Annotated in this window: 16 protein-coding genes and 2 pseudogenes; 11 read left to right on the top strand and 7 right to left on the bottom strand. The window is 62.8% G+C overall.

Annotation, left to right across the window (positions count from 1 at the left end; translation table 11 throughout):
- Nucleotides 1-11 precede the first annotated feature (11 nt).
- Nucleotides 12-1,595, bottom strand: a complete 1,584-nt coding sequence (locus ACSFA7_RS32135) for an ABC transporter substrate-binding protein (RefSeq protein ID WP_435503106.1) — start codon at nt 1,593-1,595, stop codon at nt 12-14.
- A 205-nt stretch (nt 1,596-1,800) separates the two neighbouring features.
- On the opposite strand from ACSFA7_RS32135, the pseudogene ACSFA7_RS32130 reads away from it, so the two are divergent.
- The 8 genes and pseudogenes from ACSFA7_RS32130 to ACSFA7_RS32095 form a co-directional block, all read left to right on the top strand.
- Nucleotides 1,801-1,905: pseudogene (locus ACSFA7_RS32130) on the top strand (hypothetical protein); the annotation flags it as partial.
- A gap of 115 nt (nt 1,906-2,020) precedes the next feature.
- Nucleotides 2,021-2,395 (top strand): IS66 family transposase zinc-finger binding domain-containing protein, encoded by a 375-nt coding sequence (locus tag ACSFA7_RS32125; RefSeq protein ID WP_435503105.1) that lies wholly within the window; start codon nt 2,021-2,023, stop codon nt 2,393-2,395.
- A 335-nt stretch (nt 2,396-2,730) separates the two neighbouring features.
- On the top strand, nt 2,731-3,156 hold the full coding sequence (locus tag ACSFA7_RS32120; protein WP_435503104.1) for a hypothetical protein: 426 nt from the start codon (nt 2,731-2,733) through the stop codon (nt 3,154-3,156).
- A 333-nt stretch (nt 3,157-3,489) separates the two neighbouring features.
- The gene (locus tag ACSFA7_RS32115; RefSeq protein WP_435503103.1) at nt 3,490-4,794 is read left to right on the top strand and encodes a hypothetical protein; all 1,305 of its coding nucleotides are present in this window, start codon (nt 3,490-3,492) and stop codon (nt 4,792-4,794) included.
- A gap of 483 nt (nt 4,795-5,277) precedes the next feature.
- Entirely contained in the window at nt 5,278-5,673 is a 396-nt protein-coding gene (tnpA, locus tag ACSFA7_RS32110; protein WP_435503102.1) for an IS66-like element accessory protein TnpA, read from the top strand.
- On the top strand, nt 5,670-6,017 hold the full coding sequence (gene tnpB, locus ACSFA7_RS32105; RefSeq protein WP_124962304.1) for an IS66 family insertion sequence element accessory protein TnpB: 348 nt from the start codon (nt 5,670-5,672) through the stop codon (nt 6,015-6,017). Before tnpA ends, tnpB begins: the two co-directional genes overlap by 4 nt.
- A gap of 70 nt (nt 6,018-6,087) precedes the next feature.
- On the top strand, nt 6,088-7,698 hold the full coding sequence (gene tnpC, locus ACSFA7_RS32100; RefSeq protein ID WP_435503101.1) for an IS66 family transposase: 1,611 nt from the start codon (nt 6,088-6,090) through the stop codon (nt 7,696-7,698).
- A 56-nt stretch (nt 7,699-7,754) separates the two neighbouring features.
- Nucleotides 7,755-8,327 (top strand): plasmid pRiA4b ORF-3 family protein, encoded by a 573-nt coding sequence (locus ACSFA7_RS32095; RefSeq protein ID WP_435503100.1) that lies wholly within the window; start codon nt 7,755-7,757, stop codon nt 8,325-8,327.
- A gap of 142 nt (nt 8,328-8,469) precedes the next feature.
- On the opposite strand, the gene ACSFA7_RS32090 is transcribed toward ACSFA7_RS32095, so the two are convergent.
- From ACSFA7_RS32090 to ACSFA7_RS32080, 3 genes are all read right to left on the bottom strand, one after another.
- Complete coding sequence (locus tag ACSFA7_RS32090) at nt 8,470-9,357, bottom strand: LysR substrate-binding domain-containing protein (protein ID WP_435503099.1); 888 nt, start codon at nt 9,355-9,357, stop codon at nt 8,470-8,472.
- A 180-nt stretch (nt 9,358-9,537) separates the two neighbouring features.
- Nucleotides 9,538-10,854 carry a glutamate carboxypeptidase gene (locus ACSFA7_RS32085; protein ID WP_435503098.1) on the bottom strand — a complete coding sequence of 439 codons (1,317 nt, stop codon included), beginning with the start codon at nt 10,852-10,854 and terminating at the stop codon, nt 9,538-9,540.
- A gap of 500 nt (nt 10,855-11,354) precedes the next feature.
- Nucleotides 11,355-12,518, bottom strand: a complete 1,164-nt coding sequence (locus ACSFA7_RS32080; protein ID WP_435503097.1) for an epoxide hydrolase family protein — start codon at nt 12,516-12,518, stop codon at nt 11,355-11,357.
- Nucleotides 12,519-12,616: 98 nt separating this feature from the next.
- Here ACSFA7_RS32080 and ACSFA7_RS32075 point away from each other — a divergent pair, with 98 nt between their 5' ends.
- The 3 genes and pseudogenes from ACSFA7_RS32075 (at nt 12,617) to ACSFA7_RS32065 (ending at nt 13,967) form a co-directional block, all read left to right on the top strand.
- Nucleotides 12,617-13,513: a LysR family transcriptional regulator gene (locus tag ACSFA7_RS32075; protein ID WP_435503096.1), complete on the top strand. Its 897-nt coding sequence runs from the start codon at nt 12,617-12,619 to the stop codon at nt 13,511-13,513.
- A gap of 51 nt (nt 13,514-13,564) precedes the next feature.
- Nucleotides 13,565-13,855 (top strand): annotated as a pseudogene (locus ACSFA7_RS32070) (MFS transporter); the annotation flags it as partial.
- Complete coding sequence (locus ACSFA7_RS32065; RefSeq protein ID WP_435503196.1) at nt 13,809-13,967, top strand: hypothetical protein; 159 nt, start codon at nt 13,809-13,811, stop codon at nt 13,965-13,967. The pseudogene ACSFA7_RS32070 and the gene ACSFA7_RS32065, both read left to right, overlap by 47 nt.
- Nucleotides 13,968-14,003: 36 nt before the next feature.
- Here ACSFA7_RS32065 and ACSFA7_RS32060 read toward each other — a convergent pair whose 3' ends face one another.
- From ACSFA7_RS32060 to ACSFA7_RS32050, 3 genes are all read right to left on the bottom strand, one after another.
- A complete protein-coding gene (locus tag ACSFA7_RS32060) occupies nt 14,004-14,363 on the bottom strand; it encodes an FCD domain-containing protein (RefSeq protein ID WP_435503095.1) in 360 nt (119 codons plus the stop codon).
- Nucleotides 14,364-14,665: 302 nt separating this feature from the next.
- A complete protein-coding gene (locus ACSFA7_RS32055) occupies nt 14,666-14,896 on the bottom strand; it encodes a PIN domain-containing protein (protein WP_435503094.1) in 231 nt (76 codons plus the stop codon).
- 25 nt (nt 14,897-14,921) lie between these two features.
- Entirely contained in the window at nt 14,922-15,260 is a 339-nt protein-coding gene (locus ACSFA7_RS32050) for an H-NS histone family protein (RefSeq protein WP_435503093.1), read from the bottom strand.
- Between the last annotated feature and the right edge of the window lie 535 nt (nt 15,261-15,795).

Raw genomic sequence — 15,795 nt, 5'->3', positions numbered from 1 at the left:
CGGGTCAACTTTCATTTCTTTTCGACGCTCCAGAAGAATGGCATTGATGCGGGAGTGATCCCGCCGATGTTGCTGCGATAGGCGATGGGCTGGACATACTGGCCCACAGGCAAATAAAGGACCTGATCGAAGGCGCGAGCGTTGAGCTTCTCCGTGATCTGCTTGCGCTCTGCTTCGCTCTTCGCCGTCAGAAATGCCGCGCGCAACTCCTGGGTGGGCTCATCGGTGGGCCAGCCAACAACACCGTCGGCGAAACCGCCGGCGCGCAGCAGCACGTGATTGGCCGGGGTCAACGTATCGGAGACAAGCGTGTAGGTGAGGAACAAACTCCACTTGCCCTGCAAGGCTTGATCTCGGTTGGTGACACGCTGAAGCACGGTGGGGAAGTTCATGGACTGGATTTCCACGTTCATCCCGATGGCCTTCAGGTCTTCGGCAAGAATCGCCGCGGCCGTGTGCATGGACTGAATGTCCACTGCGTCCAAGATGACGACCTTCTCTCCCTTGTAGCCGGCTTCCTTCAGGAGTTGCTTGGCCTTGGCGATGTCCTTGGCCTTACCGATCGCGCCTGCGCCAGCGCTTGTTTCATAGGGCGTCTTGCACGAGAAGAACGATTGGCACACCTGCCAGTACTTCTTGTCGCCAGCAATCGCCGAGAGGTACTGCGACTGCTCGACCGCGTACGCCAGTGCCTGGCGCACCTTGACGTTGTTGAACGGTGCCGCCAGGGGGTTGGGACGGAACTGAAGCTGAACACCCAAGGGATCGATCTGCTTGACCGTGACCCCGGGGGATGCGGCAAGCGTCTCCAGTACGTCGACGCTCGGCGTCTCGACCCAGTCCACTTCGTTGTTGACCAGCGCCTGCCCCGCAGTGACGGCATCGGGAATGATGTGCCATTCGATGCGATCGAACTTCGCGACCTTGCCACCGGCCGCATTGCTTGGCGGTTCGGTGCGCGGCACGTAGCTGGCGTTTCGCGTGAAGACGACGCGGCTGCCGGGTTTCCATTCCGAGCGTTCGAACTTGTAGGGCCCCGATCCTATGGCTTCGTTCAAAGGAGTGGTGATGTCGGCCTTGGCGAGGCGCTCGGGCATCATGAATGCGGGGACGCCGCTGATCTTGGCGAGTGCGTGCTCGATGAGGGGAAAGGGCGTCTTCAGGCGGATGACGAAGGTGCGTTCGTCGCTTGCCTCCATGGAGTCGGTCGCAGTGGCGAGCATGACGCCGAAGCCGTCTCGCTTTACCCATCGACGCAGGGACGTGACGCAGTCGCTGGCCTTGACGGTCGTTCCGTCGTGCCACTTCAGGCCCGCGCGCAGCGTGAAGGTATGGATCAGGCCATCGGCGCTGACGGCATGGCTGTCCACCATCTGTGGCTTGGGCTGATAGCGCTCGTCGAAGCCGTACAGCGTGTCGTACACAAGGTAGCCGAAGTTGCGGGTGATATAGATCCCCGAGACGACCGGGTCGAGCGAGGCGATGTCTGTGTGCGGGACGAACCGCAAGACCCTCTGTCGATCCTGCGCTGCTGCAGAGATGCAGGCAGATGCGATGGCTGCAAGCAGAACCAAGCGGTGAGCAAACTTCTTCATCAAGCAGTCCTTTGAGGCAACTTGAAAAGTTGCCGTTGTTTATAATGAAACACAGTTGACGCAAAAACAATTCTGGACAGATTTTCTCCACAGGTCAAGAAGTTCATTCGCAATGGATTTCAAGTTCTAGGACGCCAAGATCGAGCGCATCACCTTCGAGCTGGCACGCCTGAAGGAGTAGAAGTTCGATGCAAAGACCGAGGCGATGAACGCCGAGCAGCGCCAGATGTTTGAGGACACGCTTGCCGAAGACGAAGCCGACCTCCAAGCCCAGCTGCAAACACTGCAAGGCGATGGCGATCCGGCCCCACCGCCGCCTGCCAAGCGCAAGCCCCGGCGCGAGAAGCTGCCCGATCACCTGCTCCGCGTCGTGCACCACCATGATCGGAGAACACCACTGCCCCACGCCAGAGTGCGGCCAAGCCATGGTGCGCATCGGCGAGGACGTGAGCGAGCGCCTGGACGTCGTCCCCGCCGAGTTCTTCGTGCACCGGCACATCCGTGGCAAGTGGATCTGCAAGTGCTGCCAGCATCTCGTGCAGGAGCCTGTGGCACCGCAGATCATCGACAAGGGCATGCCCACGGCAGGCCTTATCGCCCACACGCTGGTGGCGCACTTCGTGGACCATCTGCCGTACTACCGGCGATGGCTGAACGCCTCGTCACCGACAAGTCTGTCGGCGGTAAAAAAAACTTCATCGAACGCCAGATGCCTGCCGTTCCCGAGGATTACGTCCCCCGCGGAAGTTCTGCGCGCGCAGCGCCACGTGGCGACGTCGATCACGAAACTGCGCCATTGACTGAGTAACCAACTGATCGCTCGTCTCAGGCAGTGTCCCTGCTGCGGAAGGGAAAGCACAAAGCTAATCTTGTGACACAGTAAGACTAGTGGGCCGGGCGGACCGACCCGGGCATCGGTGTTGTTGGCGTCGCCGGTTCGGCCCTGTCCTGGCTTGCTTCGACGAGCGACGTCTGAATGCATTGCTGCGACAAAGCGGGGCTCGGCACGAACAAGAAGCTGCTTCGGGAGAACCGAGCAAACCGCTTCCTTAGTAAGATCAGCCGGATGTTGCTCGCACGGTTGACCATGCCGCTGCGGGCTCCGGGAACACACGCCCAATCACACCGAGTCACCATGAACTTCAAATCCATCACCTGCGCCGCGATCGTCATCGGCACCATCACCGGCTGCGCAACAGTGCGTCAGCAGGATCTGGACGCTTGGGTCGGCGTGCCGGTGGAGGCGCTCGACACGCACCAGGTGTTTCTCACCATGCCGGTTTATCGGACGCAAACCGATAGCGGCATCGAAATTCGAAACTACGTCAACAGCAAGGACATCGAGCAGTGCTTTGCCCGCTCGGGCGTTCGCCGCGGCGACAACAAGTACGTGAGCCACAGTGCCTTCATCACCTGTTCCGACACCCGCTTGGTCTGCAACAACATGTTCTACGTTCAGGCTGGCAAAGTCACTCGCTACGCGCCTACCGGCAACTGCTACACCGACGACAGTGTGCGACCCCAGGCTGGTTATCTCTCGCCGGGAGCACGTGGGCGATAAGCCTGCAGCGCATTGTTGAGCAGCCGAGGTAGCGGTCATGCTCGCGGGGCAGGGTTTCGTTCTGCCCTCCAACGCCCAGCGCCATCGGTGGCTGGCTTGGAGGTGTCGGCATGCTCATTGCCAGCACAACGACTGCAGGATTCACGGTGCCCTCGGAATACGCATAGGCGTTGCGGCGAATGATCCAGGGGAATGCACTAAGTACGTCCGTCTCCTGGCGAGCGGGCCGCGCTGTACGTGCTTCGCACCAAGCCACCGCTGGCGTCTTGCCCCCTTCGGCTCCCATCGCTGACGTCTCCGGCCGTCCCTGAACTGCCGGCCTGCGCGCTGCGCTTGCCGATGCAATGCGGACATGGAGTCCGGCGCGACCTGTTCTCGGATGAACAGAGCGGTCTGTTCCTCACCGATGCGGCTTTGCTGGATACGTTGACGAAGGACAAGCTGACGAGCATCGCCGAGCAGATTCAGCAGGAAGGCTGGGGCTGGGTGGAGGTCGCCCCGCGTGCCACGGCATCGGAACTGCACGCGTTCCAGCGGGCGCGCCGCACGCGCCGGGAACCGAGCAAGGCCGAGGCCAAGCGCATTGCCAAGCTCGAAGCCGAGCAGAACAGGATTCAGGACAGGCTGGATGACGAAGATGCCGACCTGACCGATGACGGCGTGCAAACCCTGCATGAAGAACTCGACCGGCTCGGCAACGAACTGGAAGCCATCGAGCAGACCCTGATGGTCTACGCGCCCGGTGTTGTGCCGATGGCTGGGGCGGTGGTGTCGATCGATCACATGGGCGGTGTGGTCGTGCATCGCGGGCTGCTGCGGGAGGAACAGGCCAAGGCCCTGCGGGCGCAGGAGCGGCAGGAGGCTGGGGAAGGTTCCAGCAGCAACGCCAGCGGCCCAGAAGCCGAGGATGCCGAGCCGGCCAAGCCGGGTATCTCGGAGAAACTGGCGAAGCGCCTGAGCGCGCACCGCACGGCTGCGTTGCAGGCGGAGGTGGCACGGCACCCGCATGTGGCGCTGGTGGCCGTGGTGCATCAACTGGCGCACCGCGTCATCCTCGATGGCTATGGCAGCACGCCCCTTAACATCACGGCGTTCCCGCAGGACCGGCTGACGCAGTACGCGCCAGACGTGGAAGACGCCCCGGCCTCCGTGGGCATGCGCGAGGTGCGGGAGGCTTGGGCGGCACGTCTGCCCGGCGACCCGGACGCGCTGTTCGCCGAACTGCTGGCGATGCCGCAGAGCGAACTGCTGCCACTGCTGGCCGTGTGCGTGGGGTACACCGTCTCAGCCATCGCATCGCAGGAGAACGAGATTCCCGCTGCCGCGCTCGCGCTGGCCGTCAACCTCGACATGCACGACTGGTGGACCCCGACCGCTGCCGGGTACTTCGATCACGTGTCGAAGGCCAAGGCGCTGGAAGCGGTGGATATATTCGCGCCCGGTGAAGTGAACCGGCTGGCAAAGCTCAAGAAGGCGCAGATCGCCAGCGAGGCCGAGCGGCTGGCGGTAGGGTCGGGATGGCTGCCGGTGATGTTCAACAAGCCGGTAGCGGTGATCGCCCACGAACGCACGGAGGCCGAGGCCAATGATGATGGCGTGGAGGCTGAAGATTCCGCAGAGATGAACGCTACCGCGTGAGCATAGGCCCCGGCTTTGGCCGGGGCTTCTCCATTCTTCGGCCGATTCATCGGCGCGACGCGCGCGGCAGGTGTGCCGCGCGCGCATTGACTTCTGAATTCAAGCGGGCGTTGCCCGAGTCTTCAGGCTCGGCGCCCCGCCTGTGCGGTGCGCGGATGTCGACTGCCCTTGCTGCGCCGGCTCGTGATGGGCATCGATCCTGGATGTCGGCAGGCGGACACTGCCAATGGCGACGGCGGGTCGCCACCGCGCCGTGTTTCGCGAAAGGGTGACTAGGCCACGCTGTTCGTAGACGCGCAACGCCTTGGCGGAAACGCCGAGCTGCCTCCCGGCCTCGGAGGGGTTCAGGAATCGGGGAGAAGCCGTCAAGAGAAGTAATAGTCCGACGAAGGCCGTCCTTGCCTGATGCGCAGGCTGCAGGAAGCATCTGACCTCAATCGCAGACCCGCTTGGAGGTGTGCGCTAAAGGAGATGGTGCACACCATGAAGAGTGAGCAAGACTCGAAGGCCGGCCGACGACATCACGACCGTGCGTTCAAGCAGGAGCTGGTACGGCAGAGTTTGGAACCGGGCGCGTCCGTGTCGGCAATAGCGCTGCGCAGTGGCATCAACGCCAACATGCTGTTCAAGTGGCGCAGGGAGCATGTTCGAGCCGCAGGCGACGCGCCGCCGACGGTGCTGTTGCCGATAGAGGTAGCACCGGCGAGCGAAGTCATGTCGATTCCGACGTCGACCGGGCCGACCCCGTCGCCATCGAGGTCGGCACCGCGCAACGGCGTCATCGAGTTGGAGTTCGCCGGCGCGCAATTGCGACTGCGTGGCGCTGTCGACGAAGACAGCCTGTGCAGTGTCTTGCGCGCACTGCGCCAGAGTGCATGATCGGCCCGCGTGCGGGCACCCGCGTCTGGCTGGCCGCGGGCGTGACGGACATGCGCTGCGGCATGGACACGCTGGCGGCGAAGGTGCAGACGGCTCTCACCGAGGATCCGTACTCCGGCCACGTCTTCGTCTTCCGCGGGCGGCGCGGCGACCTGGTCAAGCTGCTGTGGAGTGACGGCGACGGCATGTGTTTGCTGGCCAAACGCCTGGAGCGTGGCCGCTTCATCTGGCCGCAGGCCGAGTCGGGCTCAATCTCGCTGAGCGGTGCACAGCTGTCGATGCTGCTCGAAGGCATCGACTGGCGCCGACCCGAGCGCACCTGGCAGCCGCGCGCAGCGGCGTAGTGGACCGCCGGCCAAGTTGACAGGACAACTCCCGTTGTAGGGGCGGGTTCCGGCCGGCACAGTTGTGCCCATGACCTCGCAGGAACTGCTTGCCGCCAACGCCGCGCTCAGCGGCGAAGTGCAGCGCTCCCAAGAGGCATTGAAGATCGCCCTGCTCACCGTCGAGAAGCTTAAGGTCGAAGTGGCGTATTTGCGTCGCATGAAGTACGGCCGCTCCAGCGAGCAACTCGAACATGCCCAGCTTGAGCTGGTGGGCGGCCAGCTCGCGCAGCCGACATTGACACCGACGACACAGGCCGAAGGTGCCGGCGCCGAAGACGACGAGCACCCTTCCAATGTCACGTCCATCGAGCAGGCCCGCAGGAGGCGTCAGGCGCGACATCGCACTGGCGTGCGTGACTTGCCAGATCATCTTCCGCGGCGCACCGTGGTGCACACGCCGCACAGCGGTTGCAGCTGCGAGGCCTGCGGCCGCGGCCTGCGCGAGATCGGCCAGGACGTCTCGGAGGTACTGGACTACGAGCCAGGCAGCTTCCATGTCGTGCGCCACGTTCGCCCCAAGCTCGCGTGCACGAGCTGCAGCACGATCACCCAGGCGCGCGCGCCGAGTCGCGCCATCGATCGCTGCATGGCCGGCACCGGCCTGCTCGCGCACGTGCTGGTGAGCAAGTATTGCGACCACACGCCCCTGTACCGGCTGTGCCAGATCTACGCCCGTGAGGGCGTGGAACTGCAGCGCTCGACCCTGGCCGACTGGGTGGCGCAGGCGGCACGCTTGCTGAGCCCGCTGGCCGAAGCCATTGGCCGCTACGTATTGGCGGCCGACAAGATCCATGGTGACGACACCCCGATCCGTGTGCTCGGCGGCGCAGGCGCTAAGGCTCGAACAGGGCGCCTATGGGTGTACGTGCGAGACGACCGCCCCAGCGGCGACGCAGCGCCGCCGGCGGTGTGGTTCCAGTACTCGGCGAACCGCAAGGGCGAACACCCTGTGCGCCACATGCGGCACTTCAAGGGAATCCTGCAAGCTGATGCCTTTGCTGGCTACCACCCGTTATATGAAGACGGCCGGGTGGTCGAGGCGGCTTGCTGGAGCCATGCACGGCGCAAGCTGTGGGACATCCACGAGCGCCAGCACAAGCTGGTCGGAACGCTGGCGCACCAGGCGCTACAGCGCATCGGCAAGGTCTTCAAGGTGGAGGCCGAGATCAGCGGCCGGCTGCCCGATGAGCGCATGCGCATTCGGCAAGCGCGCACACGCCCGGTGCTCAACGATCTGAAGGTCTGGCTGGAGACGACCTTGGCGCAGCTCTCGGCGAAGTCGCCAATGGCGTTGGCCATTGGTTATTCGTTGAGCAACTGGACGGCATTGACTCGCTTCGTGGACGACGGTCGGATCGAGGCGCATAACAATGCGGCCGAGCGGGCTCTGCGTGGGGTTGCCATCGGCAGGAAGAACTTCTTGCATCTCGGCTCCGATGCCGGCGGCAACAGTGCGGCGGTGCTGTACACATTGATCGGCTCGGCCAAGCTCAACGGTGTAGATCCACAGGCGTATCTGCGCTATGTGCTGGAGCGCACCGCCGATCACCCGATCAATCGGATCGACGAGTTGTTGCCCTGGGTTGTGGCACCACAGCTGCAAACGGCGTGGCACCCGCCGCAGGCCAAAGTGGCCTGAAGGCTTGCGCGCACCGCGGACATCCACCCGCATTGTGCTGGCGCTACAGTGCCGTCATGAGCACGACTTCCACTCAGAAAGACCTCCACGCTTGGCAGCTGTACGTTGAACTCGAGGACGTGCGTCCGAAGGTGTGGCGACGCTTGCTGGTGCCACTGACGATCGAACTGCCACGCCTGCACGTGATGCTGCTATGGGGCATGGGATGGGACGGCGGACACGTGCACGAGTTCATCTTCGGTCGCGACCACTACGGAGCAACGGAGCCAGGACGGGAGTTCCCCGATGACCTGATGCCCGAGGAGGACGTGACGTTGACCGAGGCGCTCGGCACGCGCAAAACCTTCGAGTATCTCTACGACTTCGGCGACAGCTGGTGGCACAAGATCAAGGTTGAGCAGATCGTCAAGCTGGACTCACCGATTGAGTATGCACAGTGCGTCGGCGGCGAGAACGCATGCCCGCCAGAAGACGTGGGCGGGTCACTGGGCTACGAGGAGTTCCTCGAAGCGCTGGTCGATCCTCAGCATCCCGAGCACGTCGAGATGAAGGAATGGATCGGTCGTCCCTTCGATCCTCGCGCCTTCGACATCGACGAGGTCAATGCCCGACTAAACGCCCGCGAGTGAGGGCGTCAATAACGGCCACCGTCGGACTATTACCAAGAGAACACCTCGTGGATCAATGGAATGACGCCTTTATCGAGGTGGCCGCAGGGACCGGGTCAAGCGAATATGGTGAACGACGCGGCGGCCGGGCTGCACGGCCCGTTCAACTCGATCTACGGCCGACCGCTCGCTCAAGAAGATCGACCATTAGTTGAGCGTTGGATGACAGGAGAATTTCCGCCCGAACCAGGAGGCCGATGGTCGAGCGTGGCAGTGTTTCCTTGATTTTCAGGAAGGTGTAGTCGCTTGATGTTCCCAGGTATGGCGCCAGATCTCGAGGGATCACAGCGACCGCATCGCTAAGTTTCAGAAGAATGCCAGTTGTCACTGCGCTATGGCTTTCGATCAAGGTCGCACTTTCAGCTGATGCAATCCCGCCCTCAGCTCCCAAGTCAAGCTGTTCACCCTGCGAACCGTTGTGAATCAATGGGTAGTGACTGATCGCTTGGACACTGCACGGACCTTGCGTCAAAGGATGACCTTTGCGTACCATCACGGCGCTCTCCGCTTCGAACCAAGGCTCGAAGCGGAATGACCGCGAGAGGCTATCGGCTTGCACCGCGCACACTCCAAAATCCAGCGTTCCATCTCCAAGGCCTGCCAGTACTGTGGGACGAAAGCCATCCATGATCCGCAGTGGCGCTCGGGGCCTGAGTTCGAGAAACTTCGGCAATGCCTCTGGCAGAAAGGCCAGTGCAACAAGCGACGAGATTCCCATGGCGACGCGTCCCCGCTCATCGGAATGAACATCGTCGGGCAGTTGTCTCATTTGCTCGACGATATGAGTTGCTCTGGGCAGCAGGTTGAAGCCATCGCGCGTTAAGTTGACGCCATGAACCCCTCGGGAAAACAAGACAGTGCCCAGGTCCGCCTCAAGAGCCTTAATGGCCTTGGTGACAGCTGCCTGCGAGACACCGATTGAGCGGGCTGCCGCTCGTATGCTGCCCAGCCGGGCGACCGAGACGAATGTGAGGATCTGGGGATACTTCATAGGGCCCGAGGCTACGCGGAACAGGCGCCGCTTTCGACAATCCAGGGGAGACTCTCATCACCCGCTGATTTCAGATTGAGCGGACTCAAGCTGACGCCGTCGAACCTGAGGGCGATAGGGATCTGTGCCTTGTAGGTCTCGTGAGCGCCGCTGCCGCCGGTGCGGTTACCGCAGACTCTTCTATCGTCCCAGACTCAGATCCATGATCAGACGCGCATCCACATAGAGCGTGCTCGGAATTGCGTCCACGAACACGTACTCCAATGAACTGGTGTGAAAACCAGCCCCGGGTAGCCCCAGACCTTCGATGACGGCCTTGTTGGTTAGCCCGGCATAAGCAGCATCCGTTCCACCTCCGGTGCGAGCAGTCACGACTGTTGCGGTCTTTCCAAGTTCTTGGTAAAGACCCACAGCTTTTGTTGCCACCGCAAGGCCATCTGGCCCGGCATTGAATGCGGGGCGACCGGGTGTCAGCGTGATCTTCACATCTGCAGCAGGCAAGCGCTTCATCGCAGCGCGCTGATTGAGGATTTCCAGCGTGCTGGCCATTTGCTCGTTACGGGCGTAGCGCATGTCGGCATTCAGTGTGGCCGAATCGGGTATCGCATTGGATGCGCTGCCTGCTTTGGCCAGAGTCCAATTGAATCTCAACTCGTTGGCCTTGTTGTCGATGTCCTGCGTACGCAGAATCAAGTCCGCCGCCTCTACCAAGGCATTGACGCCCAGTTCAGGGGCTGCGCCAGCATGCGACGCCTTGCCTTTGATATCCGCTTGCACATAGGCAATGCCCGACGTAGCAGTAATGAAGGAGGGGTCTTGACCGGTCGGCTCGTGGCTCAGAACAAAGTCATTTTTTGCCGCCAGTGCCTGGATCAAATCGCGCGATCCATTTGAACCCTTTTCTTCGTCGGTGTTGAACATCACGGTGATCGTTCCGTAGTCCTTGAAGCCTTGGGCTTTCAGAAGGACAAGAGTGTGGAGAATCACAGCGATGCCGCCCTTGTCGTCGCCGATTCCGGGGCCATAGGCCTTGTTGCCATCAATGTGAAATGGGGCCGTTGCAAGATAGCCTCGGGGATACACCGTGTCCATGTGGGCAATCAGAAGGAAATTCTTGGTTCCATTTCCCTTCAGTCGTCCAACAATGTTGTCGCCCACCACATCTGCGGCAGCGGGGATGCGTTCGACCTCAGCGCCCAGCGCGGACAGGCGTTGGACCAGGTAGTCTCCCATTTGGGCCATGCCGATTTTGTCGCCCGTCCCAGTCTCGATGTTGACCAGTGCTTCCAACGTCTTCAGTACGGCAGACTGTTCCGAATTGGCGGACGCAAGTAGCGCCGGGTTGTAAGAACTGCCGGGGGCAATGCCTCCAATTTGCAGCTGGGCAGCCTGGGCATCCCCACCCCCGCAGCCGCTCAATGACGCCGCGGTGGAGGCGGCGAGCACGATGGCGACTGCCAGCCGGGTGAACGCGAGAGGGGAGTGAGCAGGAAGCATGGGGAAAATCTTTGGATGAATGTGAAAAAGTATTGGCCGCAGTGAACTGGACCGATGGCTGCACCGATGGCGCTTGGCGTATCGAGTTGCGGCCGAAAGCGTACCTTTCTCAAGTTCGACTGAAAAGACTACCAATAGCCGCCTGTGATAACCGAAGGTTTTCTATAGCAAACTCTGTGACGAGATCGTCGTCGTCGGCCGCAGCATGCGGATTGACTACCTCGGCCCGATCCCGCCGGCAAATGCCTGCTCTTGCGAGGCTGGGGCGAGCGGATCGGTGAGTGCAGTGCGTTTTCGACGGAACTGTGACGCTGGTGGCAGCGTAGCGGACAGTGATCGAGCCCCGGATTGCTGCAAAGGTCAGCGCGCTTCTGGCGACCCGCGCGAGCGGCTGAGCGGCTGAGCGGCTGAGCGGCTGAGCGGCTGAGCGGCTGAGCGGCTGAGCGGCTGAGCGGCTGAGCGGCTCAACAATTGCCATGATCTCGGGAAAGATCAATAGGTCAATGTATTTCCTCGAACGTCTTTCGAATGTCGTCCACAAGAACATCCGGTTGCTCCATGGCCGCGAAGTGCCCGCCGGCGGCACCCTCATTGAAATACACCACGGGGCTGTACCGCCGCTCGAGCCAACGACGTGACTTGCGCACATGCTCCTTCGGCAGCATCGTGAAGCCCGTGGGAACCGCAATCGGGCCGGGGGGCTGGCCTCCCGCAGGGCCACCCGCCTTGGACAGCTCCCAATAGAGTCGGGTCGCGGAAGCCCCCGAATCGTTCAGCCAGTACATCATGACGTGGTCGAGTATCTCGTCCTTGGTGAACGTCTCCTCCGCATTGCCAGGCGTGCCTCCTGTGTCCTGGAACATCGCGTAAATCCACGCGGCCAGTCCCGCGGGCGAGTCCGCCAACGAGTAGCCGAGGGTCTGTGGCCGGGTCGATTGCACCTTGGCGTAGCCTGAGAGTTGATCCCAGAACTGGCCGGCGTCCTGCAGCATCTCCTGTTCGGCAGGTGTCGCCTCGGCGGCTTCGGCCGGCGTGGTCATGAACATCGCGAAGTTCAGGTGCATGCCCACCAGACCCTTGGGTCGCTTTCGGGCGATCGCGTCGCACACCCCGGCACCCAGGTCACCGCCCTGTAGCGCCCAGCGGTCTTGATAGCCAAGACGCCGAACGAGCTCGATCCAGGCGTCGGCAATGCGCGGCAAACCCCATCCGGTGGCGGTGGGCTTGCCCGAAAAGCCGAAGCCCGGCATCGACGGGGCAATGACATGGAAGGCCTGCGGTCCTGCGCCGTCGCGCGACGGCGGCTGGGTCAGCGGCTCGATCACTTTCTTGAACTCCAGCACCGAGCCGGGCCAGCCATGGCACAGGACGAGAGGGAGCGCATCAGGATGCGGCGACCGCGCATGAAGGAAGTGCACCGTGAGGTCATCGATCTCGGTGGTGTACTGGCCTACCCGATTCAGCCAATCTTCCGTCTGGCGCCAGTCGTAGCCGGTACGCCAGTGCTCGCACAAGGCGCGCATGGTTCCGAGACGGACTCCCTGCGTCGTGTCTTCGACGGTCTCCTTGTCGGGGAATCGGGTGCGCGCCAATCGTTCGCGTAGATCGAGGAGTTGCGTTTCAGGTACTTTCAGCTGGAAAGGGGATATGAGGGCTGTGTTCATGGGTCGCTTCAGAGCAAGGCTGCATCGTAAGAAGCCGAGTCGTTCCGTCATAGCCACACGGTGTGGACGTGTCGTTCCCGATGTGGAACGATCGGGGCATGCAACTCTCCGATCTTCGGATCTTTCTTCGCGTGCTCGACAGCGGCTCGCTTTCGGGGGCGGCGCGTGCAACCGGCCTACCCAAATCGTCGATCAGCCGCGCGCTGGATCGTCTGGAGTCCAACGTGGGCGCGGCGCTGCTCGACCGCTCGGGGCGGCGCGTGAAGGTCACTGACGCAGGTAGCGCATTGCAGCCGCACGCAGTGTCTCTGCTGAGCGCTGCCGACGACGCACAGGCGTCAATCGACAGCACTGCCGGGCTGTTGCGCGGCACGCTCAAGGTGAATGCCCCGTTTGCACTCGCCGCCATCTTGCTTTCGCCCATGCTCGCGGACTTCCTGAAGCGGTATCCAGACCTTGACTTGGTGCTGGAAGTCGATAACCGCAGGGTTGATCTCGCCGCCGAAGAGGTCGATGTCGCCTTGCGCATCGGCCCGCTGCCCAGCTCGGAGCTGGTCGCACGCCACCTCACGGACATGGCGCTGTGGACCTGCGCCAGTCCTGCTTATCTGGCGGCGCACGGAACGCCGCACGAACCGTCTCAGCTGAGTGCGCATCGCCTGCTGTCACGCATCAACCAGCCCGCGCGCTGGCGCTATACCTCGGCAAAGGGTGAGCACATCGAAGTCAGCGTTCCGCCCCGCACCGTCATCCCCGACGTCGCTGCGCTGTTGCCGATCCTCGTGGGCGGCTGTGGCATCGGCCGACTGCCGGACTTCCTCGCGGCGCCGGCCGTTCGGGACGGCTCACTGTCGCGATTGCTGCCAGACCACGCGTCGGATGTCGTCGAATTGCACGCCGTTTACACGAACCGGAAGACGCTTTCGACGAAGGCGCGGGTCTTCATCGATGCCGTTGCTTGTCACCTGTCCGAACTGCAGCGAACGTGGAAATAGGCACCCTGCGCCTGCCGATGAGGCAGGTCGCGCATCAACCTCCATCTGCGTTCCGGTGATGCCGCGAGCACCGTCACCACCGCGACCAACACGCTGATGCAACTCTCGACTGTGCCGGCCATGCGTGGCCGGGTGATGGCAATCCGGCTCGCCGTTGCGCTCGGGGGCACGCCTGCCGGCGAGCCCATCGTCGGCTGAGTCGCCGACCACGTCGGCCCGCGCTGGGCGCTCGGCATCGGCGTTGCGTCTGGCTTCGGTGCGGCGCTCATCGCCGCATACGCCTGGAGACAACGGTTTGGTCAAACTGACTCCGCTGAACTGGAAAGACGCGAGCTTAATTGACCTGGGTGCGGTCGTGGAGATAGGGCGCGAGCATCTCTATCTCAAGCATGCGGGCTATGAGCAAGAGCAAAGCTGTGCGAACGTGAATGGCAAGTCAGCGATCGAGAAGTGATTCTTCGGCAAGCCGTGCGTCTGCAAAGGTTGGACCCTATTCCGAACTGTCCGTCGCGGCCCCGGCAAACGCATTGACCATCACATCACGATTCGTCAGGATGTGCTCGCGCATCAGGCTCTCGGCGCGTGTCGTTTCCCGCCGCGCCAGAGCGTCGACGATGCGTAGGTGCTCATCAAGCGCCTGCTGGCTGTTCTTTCGCTGGTACAACAGCACGATCTTGCCGTGGTCGTGTGGGCGGGAGTGGCTGTCAAAAACAATTGGCGATTTGCGTGCTCGCCGGACAGCATCGGTCAGCCAACGGTTCTGGGCCAGTTCGAGCAACGCGTAGTGGAAATCGAGGTTGAGGTCATGCCATTGCAAGGCGCGTGATCTGTCCCAGGCTTCGTCGTACAAAACCTTGCGCCGCTCTCCTCCAGCAAGACGTGCAGGCGCTGCCCCGCCTGCGCAGTGCGCGGACTCTCGACCGCTCTCGCTGCGCGGAGTTGTGATGGACTGACGTTCTCGACATCAGCAGGAAGATGCCGCCGAGGCGACGACGGTTCTCCGACAGGCGGACGCATGCTGACTTTTCCCGCAGCGGCAAGACATCGGCCGGCCGCATCGATGCGGCGGTGCCTCCTGACTTGCCTTGTGATCAGCTGGCTTGCCGTTCAATGCGTCCCAATCCCTGCCCGAGCGCTGTCCTGCGGTGGACGTCATGGGCCATGCGATTCGTCCTTGGCGAGGACAGGTCCGCTCCCCGAGATCTTGATGTACGACGCCCGCTCGCCCATGCGCTGCAGCGCTGCGGCGGTGTCGAACGCGACCTTGGCCTGCGTCGCACCGACAAACACGATCAGCCGAAAATGATCCTCATGCAGGACGGACAGCGCCTCCGGCTGCACACTCTCGTAGTCGATGAGGACGTAGTTGACGCGCTGACCCATCGCTGACCGATCAGCCGCAACCGGCCTAGGCCGCGAAGTCGGCCAAGGTCCTGCCCGTGGCAAGACCTTCACTCAGCCAGCGCGGTTTCCGCCCGCGTGTGCCACCGACCCAGATTTCTCCGTCAGGCCCGCGATAGCGCGGCCCCGTCGCGACAACAGCGGCAGCGCGCCGCGTCGTCGCCTTGCCGCTCAGGCCAAGCGCCTTTGCGGAGATGCCGTATTCGGCGATCTTCGCGCGCACCTCCTGAACGACCGCGCTGATCTCGTCGGCGCGCCGCTTTGCGGCGGCGGCCTTGAGTTGTTCGACCTGCTCTTCATGCGCCTTGATCTGCGCTTCGATGTCCGCGAGTGAGTGCGTTGCCATTGCTGATCTTGGTTTTGTGAACGAGAAACTATAAGGGCGCACTGCGACGCCACCAGACGGGAGTTACCCCCGCGCTGGTCGCGGGCGCGCCCGGGCTGCAGGCAACTCAACCGGCACGCCGCTTCCTGGCGGTCTCTCCAACTCTGCGACGGCGCCGCCTCGTCAAGCCAGCGCCGCGCAAAGCCGATCGCCCCCCCGCAATCCAGCACGTCCGACGCGGCGAAAACCGCGAGCGATGGCCAGTCTCGGTGACCGGCTGCGCTGCGTCCTCGGGGTTGAGGCTGCGAGGCTCCAGGTAAGCCGCCGGCTCACCAAAGGCCTCCGACACGTCGAGCCAGCGCGGCCCTGCGCGTTGCGCCCGCGATGCGGATCCCCTCGCAGGCCTTGAGGGCAAGGGGCCTCAGTCCGCCGCTGCTGTCGCGAGCCCGTCGACCGCAGGCATCTCCCGCGCCACGATGAACGCGAAGGCTTCCTCCGCGAGCCGCGCCGCTGTGAAGATCGCTGTACGGTCGCCGCGCAGCACCCGCAGCCAGGC

This window comes from Variovorax trehalosi (genome assembly GCF_051216415.1).
Classification (GTDB): Bacteria; Pseudomonadota; Gammaproteobacteria; order Burkholderiales; family Burkholderiaceae_C; genus Variovorax.
Note: the sequence above shows the minus strand (reverse complement) of the source record. Positions and strands in the feature narration are given on the sequence as shown.

What these genes read in the sequence shown, in the direction of transcription:
- ACSFA7_RS32135 (WP_435503106.1), bottom strand. Translation starts at nt 1,595, where the DNA reads ATGAAGAAGTTTGCTCACCGCTTGGTTCTGCTTGCAGCCATCGCATCT.
- ACSFA7_RS32125 (WP_435503105.1), top strand. Translation starts at nt 2,021, where the DNA reads ATGGTGCGCATCGGCGAGGACGTGAGCGAGCGCCTGGACGTCGTCCCC.
- ACSFA7_RS32120 (WP_435503104.1), top strand. Translation starts at nt 2,731, where the DNA reads ATGAACTTCAAATCCATCACCTGCGCCGCGATCGTCATCGGCACCATC.
- tnpA (WP_435503102.1), top strand. Translation starts at nt 5,278, where the DNA reads ATGAAGAGTGAGCAAGACTCGAAGGCCGGCCGACGACATCACGACCGT.
- tnpB (WP_124962304.1), top strand. Translation starts at nt 5,670, where the DNA reads ATGATCGGCCCGCGTGCGGGCACCCGCGTCTGGCTGGCCGCGGGCGTG.
- tnpC (WP_435503101.1), top strand. Translation starts at nt 6,088, where the DNA reads ATGACCTCGCAGGAACTGCTTGCCGCCAACGCCGCGCTCAGCGGCGAA.
- ACSFA7_RS32095 (WP_435503100.1), top strand. Translation starts at nt 7,755, where the DNA reads ATGAGCACGACTTCCACTCAGAAAGACCTCCACGCTTGGCAGCTGTAC.
- ACSFA7_RS32090 (WP_435503099.1), bottom strand. Translation starts at nt 9,357, where the DNA reads ATGAAGTATCCCCAGATCCTCACATTCGTCTCGGTCGCCCGGCTGGGC.
- ACSFA7_RS32085 (WP_435503098.1), bottom strand. Translation starts at nt 10,854, where the DNA reads ATGCTTCCTGCTCACTCCCCTCTCGCGTTCACCCGGCTGGCAGTCGCC.
- ACSFA7_RS32080 (WP_435503097.1), bottom strand. Translation starts at nt 12,518, where the DNA reads ATGAACACAGCCCTCATATCCCCTTTCCAGCTGAAAGTACCTGAAACG.
- ACSFA7_RS32075 (WP_435503096.1), top strand. Translation starts at nt 12,617, where the DNA reads ATGCAACTCTCCGATCTTCGGATCTTTCTTCGCGTGCTCGACAGCGGC.
- ACSFA7_RS32055 (WP_435503094.1), bottom strand. Translation starts at nt 14,896, where the DNA reads ATGGGTCAGCGCGTCAACTACGTCCTCATCGACTACGAGAGTGTGCAG.
- ACSFA7_RS32050 (WP_435503093.1), bottom strand. Translation starts at nt 15,260, where the DNA reads ATGGCAACGCACTCACTCGCGGACATCGAAGCGCAGATCAAGGCGCAT.